This is a genomic window from Streptomyces sp. NPDC088817, from assembly GCF_044750345.1.
Classification (GTDB): domain Bacteria; phylum Actinomycetota; class Actinomycetes; order Streptomycetales; family Streptomycetaceae; genus Streptomyces.
This window is the reverse complement of record NZ_JBIVJN010000006.1, coordinates 314,929-330,405: the sequence shown is the minus strand read 5'-3', so window position 1 is coordinate 330,405 and position 15,477 is coordinate 314,929. Positions and strand designations below refer to the sequence as shown.

The window sequence follows — 15,477 nt, the reverse complement described above, 5'->3', positions numbered from 1 at the left end:
CCATCCTCGTACGGAGGGGCGGCCCGCGTCAGCCCGGTTTACCCCGCTCCGGGCTCTGTTCGGTCCGATTTCGCCGAGAGCGTGCCCGGCTGAGCGCCGGGCGGCAGCAGCGGGCCGCAGTCCCACTGCTGGAAGATCAGCCGGGTCTCCACCCGGGCCACCTCACGCCGGGCCGTGAACTCGTCGAGGACCAGACGCTGGAGATCGGCCATGTCCGCGACCGCGACATGGACCAGGTAGTCGTCGGGACCGGTCAGATGGAACACGGTCAGCGACTCCGGCAGCGCCCGGATCCGCTCCACGAACGGCCCCACCAGCTCACGCCGGTGCGGCCTGACCTGCACCGACAGCAGCGCCTGAAGGCCCCTGCCCAGTTTGGCGGGGTCGAGCCGCAGCCGGTGGCCGAGAATGAGCCCCGAGCGGCGCAGCCGGGCCACCCGGTCCAGGCAGGTCGACGGGGCGACCCCGACCTGCGCGGCGAGGTCGCGGTAGGTGGTCCGGGCGTCGTTCTGCAACAGCCGCAGCAGATGCAGATCCACCGGATCCAGTACGACGGATTCGGCCATGTGGCGAACGTAGCACGGCCCTCGGCCCCGTGATCCCGGCCGCTGTTCACCCTTCGGTCATGGACACGCCTTTGGACTCCGCGAGCACGCCCGCGTACGACGACGTACGCCCCGCACCCAGAGCACTGGCCACCGAGGCGGTGCACGCCGGCCGTGACGACCTCGCCCGGCAGGGACTGCACGCCCCGCCGATCGACCTGTCCACCACCTACCCCTCCTACGACAGCCGCGCCGAGGCCGCCCGCATCGACGCCTTCGCCACCGACGGCGCCGAACTCGGCGGAAGCCCGGTCTACGCGAGGCTCGGCAACCCCACCGTCGCCCGCTTCGAGACCGCTCTGGCCCGGCTGGAGGGCACCGAGGCCGCGGTGGCGTTCGCCAGCGGCATGGCCGCGCTGAGCGCGGTGCTCCTCGTCCGGTCCGCCATGGGTCTGCGGCACGTCGTGGCCGTGCGCCCGCTGTACGGCTGCAGCGACCACCTGCTCACCGCCGGGCTGCTCGGCACCGAGGTGACCTGGACCGACCCGGCGGGCATCACCGACGCGCTGCGCCCGGACACCGGCCTGGTCATGGTCGAGACACCGGCGAACCCGACGCTGGCCGAGGTGGATCTGCGGGCCGTCGCCCACGCCTGCGGCTCCGTGCCGCTTCTCGTCGACAACACCTTCGCCACCCCTGTGCTGCAACGCCCCGCCGAGCAGGGCGCGCGCCTGGTGCTGCACAGCGCCACCAAGTACCTGGGCGGGCACGGCGACGTGATGGCCGGTGTGGTGGCCTGCGACGAGGAACTCGCCGGACGGCTGCGGCAGGTGCGGTTCGCCACCGGCGGGGTGCTCCACCCGCTCGCCGGATACCTGCTGCTGCGCGGGCTGTCCACGCTTCCGGTCCGGGTACGGGCCGCCTCGGCCACCGCCGCGGAACTGGCCGCCCGCCTGGCGGACGACCCGCGCGTCGCCCGGGTGCACTACCCGTCCATCGGCGGTGCGATGGTCGCCTTCGAGGTGCACGGCGACCCGCACGACGTCATCGGTGGCGTCGGCCTGATCACGCCGGCCGTGAGCCTCGGCAGCGTCGACACGCTGATCCAGCACCCGGCGTCCATCAGCCATCGCATCGTCGACGCGGACGACCGGCGCGGCGCCGGGGTCGGCGACCGGCTGCTGCGGATGTCGGTGGGCCTGGAGGACGTCGAGGACCTGTGGACCGACCTGGACCGGGCCCTGGGGACACGGCCGGAACAGCCGCAGGTGACGGGTCTGCACCAGGCGATGAGCTGAGCCGACCGGCCTCGGAGGACGGGTGACTGGGTTGTCTGGGACGGGGGGCCAGGCGCGGCTGGACTCTCTCTGGGCCGGGCCGCGGCTGGCCTCTCTTCGGCTGGGCGCTGGGCGGTCCTGGGCTGGGCACCGGGCGCCGGGCCTGTACCCGGTGATGAGCTAAGCCGAGCGGCCTCAGAGGGCGGGTGGCCGGGCCGTCTTGGACGGGGCCAGACGCGGCTGGACTATCTGGGCCGGGTCGCGGCTGGCCTGTCTTGGGCTGGGCGCCGGGCGTGGTCGGCCTGTCCTGGGCCGGGCGCGCGGCCGGGGTGTTCCGGGGCGCGCGCCCTTCGAGGTCGCGCTGATCAGTCTCGCGGGCGCGAACCCTCGTACCGCGTCTGCTCGGTGTCGTACGGCAGGCGGGAGGGCACCAGGGGCGCGTCCAGTCGGGCCGTGACGACCAGGGTGCCCTCCTCGATCTGGAAGTCGAGCGGCAGGCCGAGGCCCCGCATGGCGGCGACCATGCCGGTGTTCGCGGCCTGCGTCACGGCGTACACGCTCGCGCAGCCCGCCTCGACGGCCATCGCCACCAGCCGGCCCAGCAGTTCGCCGCCGATGCCGCGGCGCTGCCAGGCGTCCTCGACGAGCAGCGCGACCTCCGTCTCGTCGCCGTCCCACAGCAGATGGCCGAGGCCGACGATCCGCCCGGAGGCAGTGCGCGCGGCCAGCGTACGGCCGAACCGCGGGCTCAACAGGTGGTCGAGATAGCGGTCGGCGTCGCCGACCGGCCCGTGGTAACGCAGGCCGAGGGTGCGCGCCGAGCAGCGGGCGTGCATCTCCCGGGCGGCCGCGAGGTCGCCGGTACCGGCCCTGTGCACGGTGATCGCGTCGCCCTCGGGCAGCGTCAGCACGTCCTGGCCGCGCGGAACGCGCGGACCGAGCCGGGTGTCCAGTTCCACCAGGGCGCGCGCCCGGGCGAACTCAGTGGGTGTGAAGGGCAGGTACGGCCGCTCCACGGTGATCGTCCCGCCCTCCGGCGCCCGCAGCCGCATCACCGTGTCCTCCAGCGTCCCTTCGGCCGGCACCTCCCGCGAGTCCCCGGCCGGGGCCGACCGCTCCGGCAGCGAACGGATGGTGCACCGCCCCAGCAACTGCCGCAGTGTCAGCGGGAGTTCCGCCGGGTCGAGCGCCGTGCGCGTGGCCAGGCCCAGAACCCGTGTCGGCGCGTCCACCAGATCGTGCGCGTCGGCCCGCTCGATCCACGTGTCGGCGCCGCCGGCCAGCGCGACCGCCCGGGTGATGCCCGACGCCTCGAGCCCGCCGGGAGCGCGCAGCAGGAACTCGTCCACCGTGCCCTCGGCCAGCGGATGCGCCTGAAGGCTGAGGATGTCCACCTGCCGGGCGGCCAGCGCCGCGCAGAGCGCGGCCAGCGAACCGGGCGCGTCCCGCACGGTCGTCCGCATCCGCCACAGCGCGCTGCCGCCCGGCGCCGCTTCGTCCGCCGCGGGGCCGGCGGCCGACGGCCCGGCCTGCTGGGCGGTGGGCGGCCGGGCGCCGGTATCGTCGGCGGGCGGTGCGTGACCGTGGCGGCGTGCCCACCACGTGTGGAAGGCCGCCGTGGCCACCAGGGCGAACGCCGAGATCATCAGCAGGGCCGGACCGCCGGGGCCGTGGCCGATCAGGTTCGCCACCGCGTCGGCCACGGCGACCGCCGTGAAGAGCGCGGCCAGTTCGACCAGGTCCCGCCGCCAGTGATGCGCCCGGCGTCCGTGCTTCGACCACGTCGTGTTCGACACTTCTCCAGTCATACGACCACTGTGGCGGAACGGTGTTGCGTGATCGCGAACGCGCTGTGACCGATGAGTAAAGCGATGTTCGCACCTTTCGTCGCTGTTTCGTGAAGTTGTTCCTTCGGCCGTTTCCAGAGGTGCGCCGACGGGTGCCGGGTCAGGCGGCGGCAGCCGCCTCCGGGGCCAGCGCGCCGCGCAGCCGGCGGGCCTGTGCGACCAGGCGCGACGAGCCGCCCCGGTCCGCCGCCCGCGCCAGGTGCGGCAGGTCGCCCCGCGCCCCCGACCGCTCTGCGCACTCGGCCGCCACGGCCAGCAGATCACCGAGCCCCCGCACCGGCCCGTCCGGTCCGTCGGCGGCGAGGACGGAGAGCAGCGGCGGCAGGGCGTGGTTGAGCAGACCCCACACGGTGGCGTACGCCCCCGTGGCCGCGGCCGTGCGCAGTGACTCCGCCAGCCGCAGCGGCTTCACCGCGCCGTCCCGCACCAGCTCTCCGAGGTCCGCGCCGAGGCGGGAGGCGTCCAGCTGCCCGCGCGCGGCGAGGACGAGCAACGCGTCCACGGCGGCCAGCCGGTCCTCCGGGTGCCGGGCGCCCAGCCCGTACGCCACGCACAGGTGCGTCGCCTCGCCCGCCTCGCCGCCGGACTCGGCCAGCAGCGGAAGCACGGCGGCCACGCCCCGGGTGTCGTCCACGGCCACGGCGGACACGTCCTGCAGGAACCGCACGGCCACCAGCTCACGCAGTTCGGGCAGCACGGCCAGCCAGTGGGGCCGCGGGGAGTAGGCCCAGTGGTAGCAGTAGCGGCTTTCCGCGACGGCGCTGGAGGGCTTGCCCAGCGCGCGGAAGGCGTCGGGGAAGTCCTCCTGCAGCTCCAGGAGTTCACCGGACTCGACCAGTATCCGCGGGGCCGAGGTGCGACGCCGGATCGACGGCGGCACGGGAGCGCCGGCGGTCAGCCGGCGGGCGAGCCGCCTCCCCTCCGCCGTGCCCAGGGCCGCCGCCCGCTCCGCCGCAGCCGCTGCCGCCGGGCGGTCCGCGCGCCGCACCCGGAGCAGCGCCTGCGCGAAGTCCGCCTCCGACACGCGCGCCCCCAGACGCCGGTACGCGTCGAGCCGCTCCACCAGTTCGTCCGGCTCCAGCAGGCCCGTGCTCCAGGTCGGGGTCGAGAGCAGGAACGGCAGGGGATCCACGCGCATCCGGTACGCCACCTCCCACAGGCGGGCGTCGAAGGCCTGGGAGAGCGCGGTGTGCACGCAGGAACGGGCTGATTTCGTGACCCGGGCCGAGGCGCGCAGCGTGCCGGTCTTCAGCTTTCCACGCAGTGTGATGAGCAGCAGGTCCAGGCCCGCGGACGCGTCGAAGCCACCCCGGGCTTCGCCGAATTGATGGTCGAGCCGCGCGTGGTGGTACTGGCCGCCACCGTCCCACCACCGGCGGGAGATCACCGGTTCCAGCGCCTGAAGCAGGGCATCGCGGTCGCGGTGGGCGTGGCGCACCAGCCCGTCCAGGGCGCGTTCGAAACCGGTCACGTCGGAGTCGGACTCCAGCGCGGCCCCCACCTCCTCGGCGAGCTCGACGACGGAGGCCGCCGCGGGGGCGAGCCGCGCGGGCTCGGGAACCAGCGGGAGCACCTCCTCGTACGCCGAGGCCGCCTGTGCCGGTGCGGCCCCCAGCGACCCGACCGCCCGGGAACGCAGCGGAGGGATCAACTCCTCCGCCGCGAGCGCGATTTCGGCGCGCACCTCGACGGAGCTGACCTTCTTCGCATGCCGCTCGGCGAGCTTGAGCGCCCGCTCCTGCACGCCGGCGTCCTCGTGCCCGAAGGCCTGCGCGACGGCGGGCAGCAGCTCGTCGGCCGCCGCGGCGTCCCGGGCGAGCACCTTGCCGAGCAGCACGAGCTGTGCCCGCACCAGCTTGCGCTCCGGCCGGAACAGCACCGCACCGGACACCTCGGCCAGGTGGCGATGCGACATCCGCCCCTCCAGGGCCAGCGCGCCCAGCACCGACTGGGCGTGCGAAGCGACCGGGGACACCGCGTCCGAGGCGAGCGCCATCCAGTCGGCCACCCGCTCCCGCTGTTCCTCGCGGGTGAGCGCCAGGGTCGTCAGCACCCGCAGGAACGCCCGGTGGTCGGCGTTCGTGCCGCCCCGCAGCAGGCGGGCCACGCACGCGTCGACCGTGGCCCTCCGGTCGAGCCGGCCCTCCGCCGTGAGCTGCCCGAGCGCCCCGTGCCAGCTGCCGGGGCCTTCGTCGGGCCCCCATTGCAGCAGGCCGCCGATGTCGTTCACCTCGAAGAGCGCGGCCACGAGCGGTACGAGGTGCGGGTCCGTGCGCAGCCGCTCCAGCAGGGTGTTGCCACGCTGCCAGCCGCCACCGACCTGCTCCACCCAGCCCCGTACATAGGCGTCGGTCGTCGGGACCGGGCAGCCCGCCAGGCGCACCAGGGCGGACATCAGCTCGTAGGGCACACGCGCGGTGGCGGGCCGCTGGGCGAGCCGGCCCGTCAGATCGGCGAGCCAGCCGGTCTCCCGGCCGGCGAGGACACGGAGCAGTACGGCGGGGGAGACTCCCGGCCAGCGCATGTCGGCGGCCGCGATCCAACTCGCCACGCCGGCCGCGCCGGTCTGGCACGCGACCCCGGCCACGTACAGCGCCGGAGACGAGCGGCGGGACGACGAGTCCCAGCGCGCCGCTCTGAGCTCCTTGCGCAGTGCCTTCAACTCCGGGAAGAAAGACCGGCGTTCAGCGTCGGTCATGGCATCCAGCAGACCGATCACCTCGGCCGTCCGCCCGGCCCGCAGTGCCTCCATCAGCGATGTCATCGCACACCCCCGTCGACTCGTGCCACGTCCTGCTCCACCACGGGCTGCTCCCCGGTACCGCCCCGCCGCGCCATCCGCACCGACAGCGCGTGTTTGCAGGGCCCGCGCCCGCCCAGGTACTTCGCCCACCACTGGCAACTGCAACTGAGCACGCCCTGCTCCTCGCGCACCCGGTGCGCGTGCCCGTCCTCGGCCGTCACCGTCGCCAGGGCGCCGTCCAGGGCGACCGCTCCAGCGGCGACGAGTCCGCGCGCGGCCCGTAGACGCGGGTTGTGCCGCTCGGCGCGATCGGCGTCGTAGGGCAGCTCCCGGTGGAAGTACGCCGCCTCCGCGGTGTCGTACCCGACCCGGCCCGAGGTGCCGAGCCGGACGAGCGCCGCACGGACCCGCTCCGGGGGGAGCCCGGAGGAGGCGGCGAGGTCGACGACGTCGACGCGGGGTTCCCAGGCCAGCAGCACCGCGATCAGCTCCGCGTCCTCGGCCGCCTCGTCGGTGGCGAGCGCGTCCAGCACCCCGCCCTCGCCGGAGAACCCGCGGGAGGCGTCGGGCGACAGCGTCAGCGTCAGCCGCATGCCCGGCAGGACCGCCTCCCAGGCACTGGCCGTGGCGCCGACGCCCGCGACCGCCGGGCCGTACACGCGCAGGGCGGTCGCGTGCCTCAGCACCCGCTGCAGCGCGGCAAGCCGCTCGGGCCCGGGCAGGCAGACCGCGCCCGGCACGGGCCGGGTGGTCGGCCGCAGGGCGCGGCCCGCCGGAACCACCCACCGCGCACCGCCCCCGGCGCCGCGCGGCCCGCTCCGCGGCAATGACCGCAGGAACCGCACGGCCTCGGCCGCCGGCAGCTCGGCCCGCAGATCGAAGCCGGCGGCTGTGACCTGGGCCTCCGCGAACCCGCGCAGCCAACGGTCCGGCAGCGGCACCTTCTTCTCCACCACGGGTCCGTCCAGTGTGGTCACGGCCAGCTCCTCGGGGCCCACCCGCATATGGAGCGGATCGTCCGAGCCGATCCGGGACAGCGCCTCGCGCAGCGGGTTGTTGACGTCGACGTTCGTCGTGCCGTGCCCCACCTCGCCGCCGTCCAGGCCGGAGCGCAGCACATCGAGGCGCGCGTACACCCCGCAGCAGCCGGAGAAGGACTCGAACCGCAGCCGGTCGCCGTTCCCCGTCACCACCGGGTCGAGGGAGGCGCGCAACTGCGGCTGGTAGTAGCGGGCGGCCGCCACGTCCGCCACCGCCAGCAGCCCGGCCGACGCGACCTGAGGTGATGTCAGGAAGCCCGAGAAGAACCGCGGATGGTCCTGGACACCCGAGGGCGTCGCACCCCTGGACGTCTCAAGTCCCAGGAGCTGTCCGCCCGCTGAGGGCTCCAGCGCGGAGGGTCGGCAATAGGCCACGGCCTGCAAGGATCGCGTCATGGAAAAACCGTAGGAGCGACCACTGACAACGGGTCCCGACCTGCGGAAATCCCCTTCGCGGGACGGGGGGAGAGGTGGACGTGGCCGAGAACGAGTCGCCTGCGGTCGTGGTGGCCGGCCGGACGCGGGCGACGGTCAGCGGCTGCCGTCCAGGAGGACGCGCGCGACCAGGGCCGGGTCGTCGCTCATCGGGACGTGCCCGCAGCCGGGCAGACGCACGAGCCGGGCCCGGGGGATGATGTGCTTGGCGCGCACTCCCTGGCGGCGCACCAGCAGCCGGTCCTTGGTGCCCCAGGCCACGGTGACGGGGATGCCGGGCAGGACATCGGTGAAGCGGACGTCGACGCCCGCGCGGAGGGTCTCCTCGAATCCGCTCGCCCGCGCGAGGGCCAGTGTCTCGGCCACCACCGCTTCGGGCGAACGGCGGGCAGGGCGGGCGTAGATGGTGCTGGTCAAGGCGGTGCGGCCGGCCGCCGTCCGGGAGAGCCCCTCGACCAGGGGCAACGGCATCCTCCGGGCGAGCGTGCGCATCGTGCGCAGCACGCCGAAGGCGTAACGCCGCTCGGACCGCGTCCAGAACCCCGCCGGTGCCAGTGCGGTGACGGACCGTACGAGCTTCTCGCGGCCCAGTTCCAGGGCCAGAAGGCCGCCCAGGGAGTTGCCCGCCACATGGGGCCGTTCTATTTTCAGCGCCTCGCACAGGGCGCCCAGGACGACGTTCATCGTGGGCAGGTCGTGCCGGAGCCCTTCGGGCAGCGCGGGGGAGGCGCCGAAGCCCGGCAGGTCCACGGTGATCACCTCGCGTTCGGGCGCGAGCAGGTGGACCACCGGGTCCCAGGCCTGGCGGTGGTGTCCGATGCCGTGCAGCAGGAGCAGCGGTTCGCCGTCGCCCACGCGCGCGTAGGAGAGGGTCACGGTCCGCGGGCCCTGCGCGGAGGGGACCTCGAAGGAGACGGTGGCGGACATGGGGGCTCCTCGTGGGGGACGCCGGCAACGACGGCAGACAGGCTGTCAGCAATTGCTACTGACGGGTAGCCCCGTGGTGGCGTGAAACCCGAAACGCCAACGCCCTTCTTCGGCCACGGGCGGCGCACCCCGACCCGGCGCACCTGGACACGAACGCCGGACGTCGGTTGGGATGAGGGCGTGACCACCGACACCGGCACCGAGGTCTTCGCAGAGCACCGACCCGTCCTCATGGGAGTCGCCTACCGCATGCTCGGGCGGGTGGCGGACGCCGAGGACGTGCTCCAGGAGGCCTGGCTGCGCTGGTCCGCCGCCGACCGGAGCGCCGTGCGCGAGCCGCGCGGCTTCCTGGTGCGGGTCACCACCCGGCTCGCCATCGACCGGCTCCGCCGGATCAAGGCGAGCGGCGAGTCCTACGTCGGCCCCTGGCTGCCGGAACCGCTGGTCACGGATCTCGCGCGGACCGTCCCTGACCGCCTGAACCCGGCCGGATCCCGGCGCTTCCGAGGTCGTGCGAACGGCTTGTGAACACCGCGCGACATGCTCCTGTGCGCCGTCCGAGGGAACGAGGATTGGTCTTGACCAAGGGTGGGGGCCGCCTTATCGTCACAGATAAGTACAACAACCTTTAATAAACAAGGGCGCTTAAAACGCTGCCGGATCACGGCGATTGCGGAGGACAGGGTGGGGACCACGCAGCTGGAATCGGTGCCGGAGCCGAAGTACTGGCATCTCAAGACCTTGCTCAGCGAGGCACTGGACTCCGAGTTCTCGGTGGGCGAGATCCTGCCCAACGAACGAGAGCTCGCCGCCCGCTTCGGCGTGGCCCGCGCCACGCTGCGCCAGGCGCTTGAGCAGCTCGAGCTGGAGGGACGGCTGCAGCGCCGCCGCGGTGTCGGTACGACCGTCGCACCGCCACGCATGGGCGTGGCCGTCGGCACCGAGCGGCACGCCTGGCCGGGCGCGTCCGGCGACACCTGGCAGAGCGTCGACTGCGCCCGGTCCGTCGCGCCGGCCGCGATCGCCGACGCCCTGGAGACCGGCCACGAGGAGCCCGTGCACATCGTGCGCCGCTCCCGGATGAGCCACGGCCAGCCGGTCGCCGCCGAGCTGCTCTACGTTCCGGACGCGTCGGTGCCCGACCTCAGCGCGATCGACGCGCCCTCGGGGCCCGCACGCGCGCGTGCCGTGCTGCGCGAGCTGCACCGCCTCGAGCTGGAGGGCCAGGACCGCTCGGTGGAGCTGGGCTCGGCCCGCGCGGACGACGCCAAGGAGCTCGACCGGCTGCCCGGCGCCCCCGTCCTCGTCGTCACCACGCGCTTCGTCGTCGAGGGACGCACAGCCGCGATCTCCGTCGCCACCTACCGCGCCGACACCTGCCGCCTGACCTTCGGCGACTCGGGCGGCGTGGAAATACACCACGGCCCGCACCAGCAGGCGTCCTAGCCGACGGGTCTCCTGCCCGGCGTCGCACCGCCCCGGACAGGCCGGCCGTCACTGTCGCCGTCACCGTGACCGACCCCCGCCGGAAGCGGTCGGCCGTCACTGGAATGGGCGGACCCTCGGCTGCCCCTCCGGGGCGGCTCGTCGCCGGGACGGACGACCCCCCACCGGGACCGGTGGCCCTCACCGGGAGCGGCATCGGGAGGCGCGGATCCCCTCCCGTCGCCCCGTCACCGTGCCCGGCGTGTCGTCGCCGTGCCCTCGACCGCGAACAACTGCTCCTCGACGTGGTCGAGGGCCAGGCGGAGCGCGCCCGTGGCCACCGCCGCCTCGCCGAGCATCGACAGGGTCACCTTGGGCGGGCGCAGGCAGTAGCGGTCCAGTTCGCGCCGCAGCGGCTCCAGCACGCCGTCCAGCCCGGCCGCCCAGCCGCCGATGACGACGAGTTCCGGGTCCAGGGCCAGCGCGAGGGCCGCCACGTCGTGGACGAGCCGGTGGATGAACCGTTCGACGGCCGCGCCGGCCCGCAGGTCACCACGGCGGGCCAGCGCGAAGACCTCGGCCACCGCTCGCTCGTCCAGCGGATGCAGCGGCTGGTCCGTCGTCGACAGCAGCGTCTCGGGCGTCGCCTCCCGGCCCAGCAGGTGCAGCGCGCCGATCTCACCGGCGGCCCCGCCGAACCCGCGGTGCAGCCGCCCGCCGATCAGCGAACCGGCGCCCGGGCTCAGCCCGGCCAGCACGAAGACCATGTCGTCGGATTCGATGGCGGCGCCCTTCCAGTGCTCGGCCACCGCCGCCGCGTTCGCGTCGTTCTCGACCAGCACCGGGCACTTGAAAGAGCGGCTCAGCCGTTCACCCAGGTGCAGGCCGGTCCAGCCGGGCAGCGCCGTGCCGAGCCGTACCGTGCCGTCCGCCTCGACGATCCCGGGCGTGCCGACCCCGACGGCCCGCAGTGAACTGCGCGGGACACCGGCCCTGCGCAGCAGTTCGGCGACCGCGCCGCGCAGCCGCTCCAGCCGCTCGTCCGCCCCGGCGGTCTCCTCCACGTCCTTGGCCTGGGAACCCACCACGCGGCCGTCCAGGTCGGCCAGCAGCACGGCGACCCGGTGCGCGCCGATCTCCAGGCCCAGCAGATGCCCGGCCTCGGCCCGGAACCGGAACCGCCGCGCGGGCCGCCCCTGCCGCCGCGCGGCGCCCTCCTCGGCCGCCGTCTCGACGACGAGTCCCGCCACGATCAGGCCCTCCACTACGCCCTCGACCGTAGGCCGGGACAGCCCCGTCACCCGGGTGATCTCCGTGAGCGTCGCGCAGTCCGTGGCACGCAGCGCGTGCAGCACCACCGCGGAGTTGATCCTTCGCAGCAGCGAGGGATCCCCGCCGGTCAGCCGCCCCACCGTCCGTCCTCCCAGCTCGTGCGCGTGTTGGGCGGATCGTACTCGGCACGGGTCGGGGCGGCGAGCGCCGGGCACGGCACGAGCACGCGCCCGGCGCGGCGCCGCCCGCACGGCGGTGCGGTCGCTGACGCCCCGCCAGTTGTCAGTGGGGGCCGCTTTACTGGAGCACATGGACATCGCGAAGGCTCTCGCCGTCATCGACCGGCTGCGCTGCGGGGAGTATCCCGCCCGGCGCACCAGGACGGAGACCGGCACGGCCGGACCCGGTTACCGCGTGGCCGAGTTGGAGACGAGCGACGACTTCTGGGAGGACGACGGCAGCCGGCGCGAGGCGACGGCGGAGCAGTACGAACTCGACCGGGACGGACTGGGGGAGCGGCTCTCCGGACGCTGGGGCCCGCCGCAGGTGTTCAGCCTGTACAGCGTGCTCGAACGCACCCTGTCGGGCGAGGACGTGCCCGAGCCGTGGGCCTCGCTCAGCGGGCACGTACCGGACGTCCAGCTGTGGAGGGCGCGGGAAACCGGCCCGTGGATAGCGCTCGGCGTCTCCCAGTGGGACAAGGAGCTGCCGTTCCAGCTCCTCGCGGTCGTCACCGACGTGGACCCACCCTGACCCGCGCGCTACGACGCCTCCGCGGCCACCCTCAGCCGTGCGAACTCCTCGGCCATCGTCTCGGCCGTCCAATGCGCGTTCAGCCCGCTCGGGTTGGGCAGCACCCACACCCGCGTGTCGCCGAACGTCCTTTGCTGCGGCCCCACTTGGGCCGTACGGTCGCCGAACGCCGCCCGGTACGCGGTGACGCCCACCACCGCAAGCCACCGCGGCCGCAGCCGCGCCACCTTCAGCGCCAGCAGCCGTCCGCCCTCGCGGTACTCCTGGGGCGTCAGCTCCTGCGCCCGGGCCGTCGGCCGCTCCACGACGTTCGTGATGCCCAGCCCGTACGACAGCAGCTCGCCCTGCTCCGCGGGCCGCAGCAGCCTCGGGGTGAACCCCGACCGGTGCAGCACCGGCCAGAACCGGTTGCCGGGCCGGGCGAAGTGGTGGCCGGTCGCGGCCGTCATCAGACCGGGATTGATGCCGCAGAACAGCACCCGCAGGCCGTCCGCGACGACATCCGGGACCGGACGGTCGCGGGCGGCCTCGAGTTCCGCCGGGGTGAAACGGGTCAGAGGATCGCCCCCGGCGCGTAGGCCGCGGCCGCCGGGTGCTGCTTCACGATCTCCTCGATCCGGCCCACGACCTCGCCGACCTGGTCGGCCGCCGCGCCGGTGAAGGACAGCTTGTCGGCCATCAGCGCGTCGAGCCCGGCGCGGTCGAGCGGGAGGCGGTCGTCGGCGGCCAGCTTGTCGAGCAGATCGTTGCGCTCGGCGCCCTGCTCACGCATGGCGAGCGCGGTCGCGACGGCGTTCTCCTTGATCGCCTCGTGGGCGACCTCGCGGCCTACCCCGGCCCGCACGGCGCCCATCAGCACCTTGGTGGTGGCCAGGAACGGAAGGTAGCGGTCCAGCTCGCGGGCGATCACCGCGGAGAAGGCGCCGAACTCGTCGAGCACCGTCAGGAACGTCTCCAGCAGCCCGTCCAGCGCGAAGAACGCGTCCGGCAGCGCGACCCGGCGCACCACCGAGCAGGACACGTCGCCCTCGTTCCACTGGTCGCCCGCCAGCTCGCCGGTCATCGAGGCGTAGCCGCGCAGGATCACCATCAGGCCGTTGACGCGCTCGCAGGAGCGGGTGTTCATCTTGTGCGGCATCGCGGAGGAGCCGACCTGGCCCGGCTTGAAGCCCTCGGTGACCAGTTCGTGCCCGGCCATCAGCCGGATCGTCTTCGCCAGCGAGGAGGGCGCCGCCGCGAGCTGCACCAGCGCGGTGACGACCTCGTAGTCCAGCGAGCGGGGGTAGACCTGGCCGACCGACGTGAACGCCCGTGAGAAGCCGAGGTGCCCGGCGACGCGCCGCTCCAGCTCCGCGAGCTTCGACGCGTCGCCGCCGAGCAGGTCCAGCATGTCCTGGGCCGTGCCCACCGGACCCTTGACGCCGCGCAGCGGGTAGCGGCCCAGCAGCTCCTCGACCCGCCCGTGGGCCACCAGCAGCTCGTCGGCCGCGGTCGCGAACCGCTTGCCGAGGGTGGTGGCCTGCGCGGCGACGTTGTGCGAGCGGCCGGCCATGACCAGCTCGCCGTACTCGGCGGCCAGCCTGCCCAGCCGGGCGAGGACGGCCACCGTGCGGTCCCGCATCAGCTCCAGCGAGAGCCGGATCTGCAACTGCTCGACGTTCTCCGTCAGGTCGCGGGAGGTCATGCCCTTGTGCATGTGCTCGTGCCCGGCGAGGTCGTTGAACTCCTCGATCCGCGCCTTCACGTCGTGCCGGGTGACCTTCTCGCGCTCCGCGATCGAGGCCAGGTCGACCTGGTCGAGGACCCGCTCGTAGTCGGCGATCGCCTCGTCCGGCACCTCGATGCCGAGGTCCTTCTGGGCGCGCAGCACGGCGAGCCAGAGCTGTCGTTCCAGCCTGACCTTCTGCTCGGGCGACCAGAGCGTGGCGAGCTCGGCGGAGGCGTAACGTCCGGCGAGGACGTTCGGGATGCGGGGCTTGGCGGGCGCTGAAGTCACGTAGACGGAGTTTACCCGGCATCCAGAGGGCCCCCGAAGCGTCCACATAGTCCAGAGAGCCCAGGTGGAGCGCGCTCGGACCGGAACGTCTCTGTCAGTCCGTGAGACGGATGTGAGAGCAGCCGGTGTAGAGACAGAGAAGCCCCCAGCTGTCCGGCTGGGGGCTTTCGCATGCGTGGACATCACTTCTCCTCGTGCGCGCCCTCCCGTTCGTTGGCGCCGGCGTTGACGATCCTGCGTACCTGCTGCCGTGTGTAGCCGGTGGCTTCACAGATGTCCTTCTGGGCCACGCCGTCCTGGTCTGCGGCGCGGATGGCTTCAGCCAGTTCCTGGCGCAGGATCTCCGTCCTCTGCTCGGACTCCCTGAAGCGTCCGGCGATGTGCTGAAGCGAGCGCTTATCCATGACACACAGTGTTCCATCCGTCATCATGGAACCTGATGTTACCTACTCATGACTTCCTTGCCTAGGTGGAGCCACTTGACGATGGAACACGATGTTCCCTAGAGTGGAGTTGTCGGCAGGGAAACCAGCCGACAACGCAAGCGGCCCCCGGCGGTGCTACCAACACCGACCGAGGGCCTACGGAACCACCCGATGCAACCGGGAGAACCGATGCTCAACCTTCTCACGTCCCCTCGCGCCGCCCGTACCGTGCGTGGCCTGATCGGGACCCTCATCGAGACGGCCGCCGACGCCGTCCGCTCCATCGCCCCCGCCACGCCGGCCGCCACCGAGCCGGTCGTCGAGGAGGCCCCGGACCCGGCCGGCACGTACGAGGCCGACGAGATGCCCGAGGTCGACGCCATCGAGGCCGCCGCCGCCGAGTACGAGCGCGCCGCCGACCAGGCCCGCCGCGCCGACCGCGGCAAGCGCGCCGCCCGCAAGGTCCTCGACCGGCTTCCCGCCGGCATCTACGGCACGTGGCGGATCTTCCGCACCCCGTCCTCGCGGCAGACCCCGGACCTCGCCGAGATCACCCGCATCTTCAAGGCCCACGGCCTCGGCCCCGTCCCCATGAAGGCATGCGCCCCCTCGCTGAAGGTCGAGCGCGCCGCCGCCGCCGACGAGCCCGCCGCCGCGGCCGTCGCCGCGGCCGTCGCCGCCTTCGCGGCCTGAGCCGACCACCCACCCTCTCGGCCGCCGCACAAGCGGCGGCCCCGGCGGGAGCTTCCACCTTCCGCACCGGGGCCTACGGCCGAACCTCGCACCACGCAA

The 15,477-nt window shown here is 73.7% G+C and carries 13 protein-coding genes and 1 pseudogene; 5 read left to right on the top strand and 9 right to left on the bottom strand.

Annotation, left to right across the window (positions count from 1 at the left end; all coding sequences use genetic code 11):
* Positions 1 to 38: 38 nt before the first annotated feature.
* Complete coding sequence (locus tag ACIP4X_RS14140; protein ID WP_100567281.1) at positions 39 to 566, bottom strand: Lrp/AsnC family transcriptional regulator; 528 nt, start codon at positions 564 to 566, stop codon at positions 39 to 41.
* A gap of 59 nt (positions 567 to 625) precedes the next feature.
* Here ACIP4X_RS14140 and ACIP4X_RS14135 point away from each other — a divergent pair, with 59 nt between their 5' ends.
* Positions 626 to 1,843 carry a PLP-dependent transferase gene (locus ACIP4X_RS14135; protein ID WP_358736478.1) on the top strand — a complete coding sequence of 406 codons (1,218 nt, stop codon included), beginning with the start codon at positions 626 to 628 and terminating at the stop codon, positions 1,841 to 1,843.
* Positions 1,844 to 2,187: 344 nt separating this feature from the next.
* On the opposite strand, the gene ACIP4X_RS14130 is transcribed toward ACIP4X_RS14135, so the two are convergent.
* The 4 genes from ACIP4X_RS14130 to ACIP4X_RS14115 all read right to left on the bottom strand — a co-directional run bounded on the left by ACIP4X_RS14130 (position 2,188) and on the right by ACIP4X_RS14115 (position 8,814).
* On the bottom strand, positions 2,188 to 3,630 hold the full coding sequence (locus ACIP4X_RS14130; protein WP_401348453.1) for a GNAT family N-acetyltransferase: 1,443 nt from the start codon (positions 3,628 to 3,630) through the stop codon (positions 2,188 to 2,190).
* A 139-nt stretch (positions 3,631 to 3,769) separates the two neighbouring features.
* On the bottom strand, positions 3,770 to 6,433 hold the full coding sequence (locus ACIP4X_RS14125) for a DUF6493 family protein (RefSeq protein WP_401348450.1): 2,664 nt from the start codon (positions 6,431 to 6,433) through the stop codon (positions 3,770 to 3,772).
* Positions 6,430 to 7,848: an SWIM zinc finger family protein gene (locus ACIP4X_RS14120; RefSeq protein WP_401348447.1), complete on the bottom strand. Its 1,419-nt coding sequence runs from the start codon at positions 7,846 to 7,848 to the stop codon at positions 6,430 to 6,432. The genes ACIP4X_RS14125 and ACIP4X_RS14120 overlap by 4 nt, the downstream gene beginning before the upstream one ends.
* Positions 7,849 to 7,983: 135 nt before the next feature.
* Entirely contained in the window at positions 7,984 to 8,814 is an 831-nt protein-coding gene (locus ACIP4X_RS14115) for an alpha/beta fold hydrolase (RefSeq protein WP_401348445.1), read from the bottom strand.
* 180 nt (positions 8,815 to 8,994) lie between these two features.
* Here ACIP4X_RS14115 and ACIP4X_RS14110 point away from each other — a divergent pair.
* Positions 8,995 to 9,288: pseudogene (locus ACIP4X_RS14110) on the top strand (sigma factor); the annotation flags it as partial.
* Between the two features lie 210 nt (positions 9,289 to 9,498).
* The gene (locus ACIP4X_RS14105) at positions 9,499 to 10,260 is read left to right on the top strand and encodes a GntR family transcriptional regulator (protein WP_358736468.1); all 762 of its coding nucleotides are present in this window, start codon (positions 9,499 to 9,501) and stop codon (positions 10,258 to 10,260) included.
* 227 nt (positions 10,261 to 10,487) lie between these two features.
* Here the strand turns inward: ACIP4X_RS14105 and ACIP4X_RS14100 are convergent, their stop codons facing one another.
* On the bottom strand, positions 10,488 to 11,651 hold the full coding sequence (locus tag ACIP4X_RS14100; RefSeq protein ID WP_358736466.1) for an ROK family transcriptional regulator: 1,164 nt from the start codon (positions 11,649 to 11,651) through the stop codon (positions 10,488 to 10,490).
* 169 nt (positions 11,652 to 11,820) lie between these two features.
* On the opposite strand from ACIP4X_RS14100, the gene ACIP4X_RS14095 reads away from it, so the two are divergent.
* Positions 11,821 to 12,264 carry a hypothetical protein gene (locus ACIP4X_RS14095; RefSeq protein ID WP_391454890.1) on the top strand — a complete coding sequence of 148 codons (444 nt, stop codon included), beginning with the start codon at positions 11,821 to 11,823 and terminating at the stop codon, positions 12,262 to 12,264.
* 8 nt (positions 12,265 to 12,272) lie between these two features.
* On the opposite strand, the gene mug is transcribed toward ACIP4X_RS14095, so the two are convergent.
* The 3 genes from mug to ACIP4X_RS14080 form a co-directional block, all read right to left on the bottom strand.
* Positions 12,273 to 12,821: a G/U mismatch-specific DNA glycosylase gene (gene mug / locus ACIP4X_RS14090; protein ID WP_401348540.1), complete on the bottom strand. Its 549-nt coding sequence runs from the start codon at positions 12,819 to 12,821 to the stop codon at positions 12,273 to 12,275.
* Positions 12,818 to 14,260 carry an adenylosuccinate lyase gene (purB, locus tag ACIP4X_RS14085; protein ID WP_401348440.1) on the bottom strand — a complete coding sequence of 481 codons (1,443 nt, stop codon included), beginning with the start codon at positions 14,258 to 14,260 and terminating at the stop codon, positions 12,818 to 12,820. The genes mug and purB overlap by 4 nt, the downstream gene beginning before the upstream one ends.
* A 182-nt stretch (positions 14,261 to 14,442) precedes the next feature.
* Positions 14,443 to 14,664, bottom strand: a complete 222-nt coding sequence (locus ACIP4X_RS14080; protein WP_401348437.1) for a hypothetical protein — start codon at positions 14,662 to 14,664, stop codon at positions 14,443 to 14,445.
* A gap of 210 nt (positions 14,665 to 14,874) precedes the next feature.
* Here ACIP4X_RS14080 and ACIP4X_RS14075 point away from each other — a divergent pair, with 210 nt between their 5' ends.
* Positions 14,875 to 15,378: a hypothetical protein gene (locus tag ACIP4X_RS14075; protein WP_401348434.1), complete on the top strand. Its 504-nt coding sequence runs from the start codon at positions 14,875 to 14,877 to the stop codon at positions 15,376 to 15,378.
* The last annotated feature ends 99 nt before the right edge of the window (positions 15,379 to 15,477 follow it).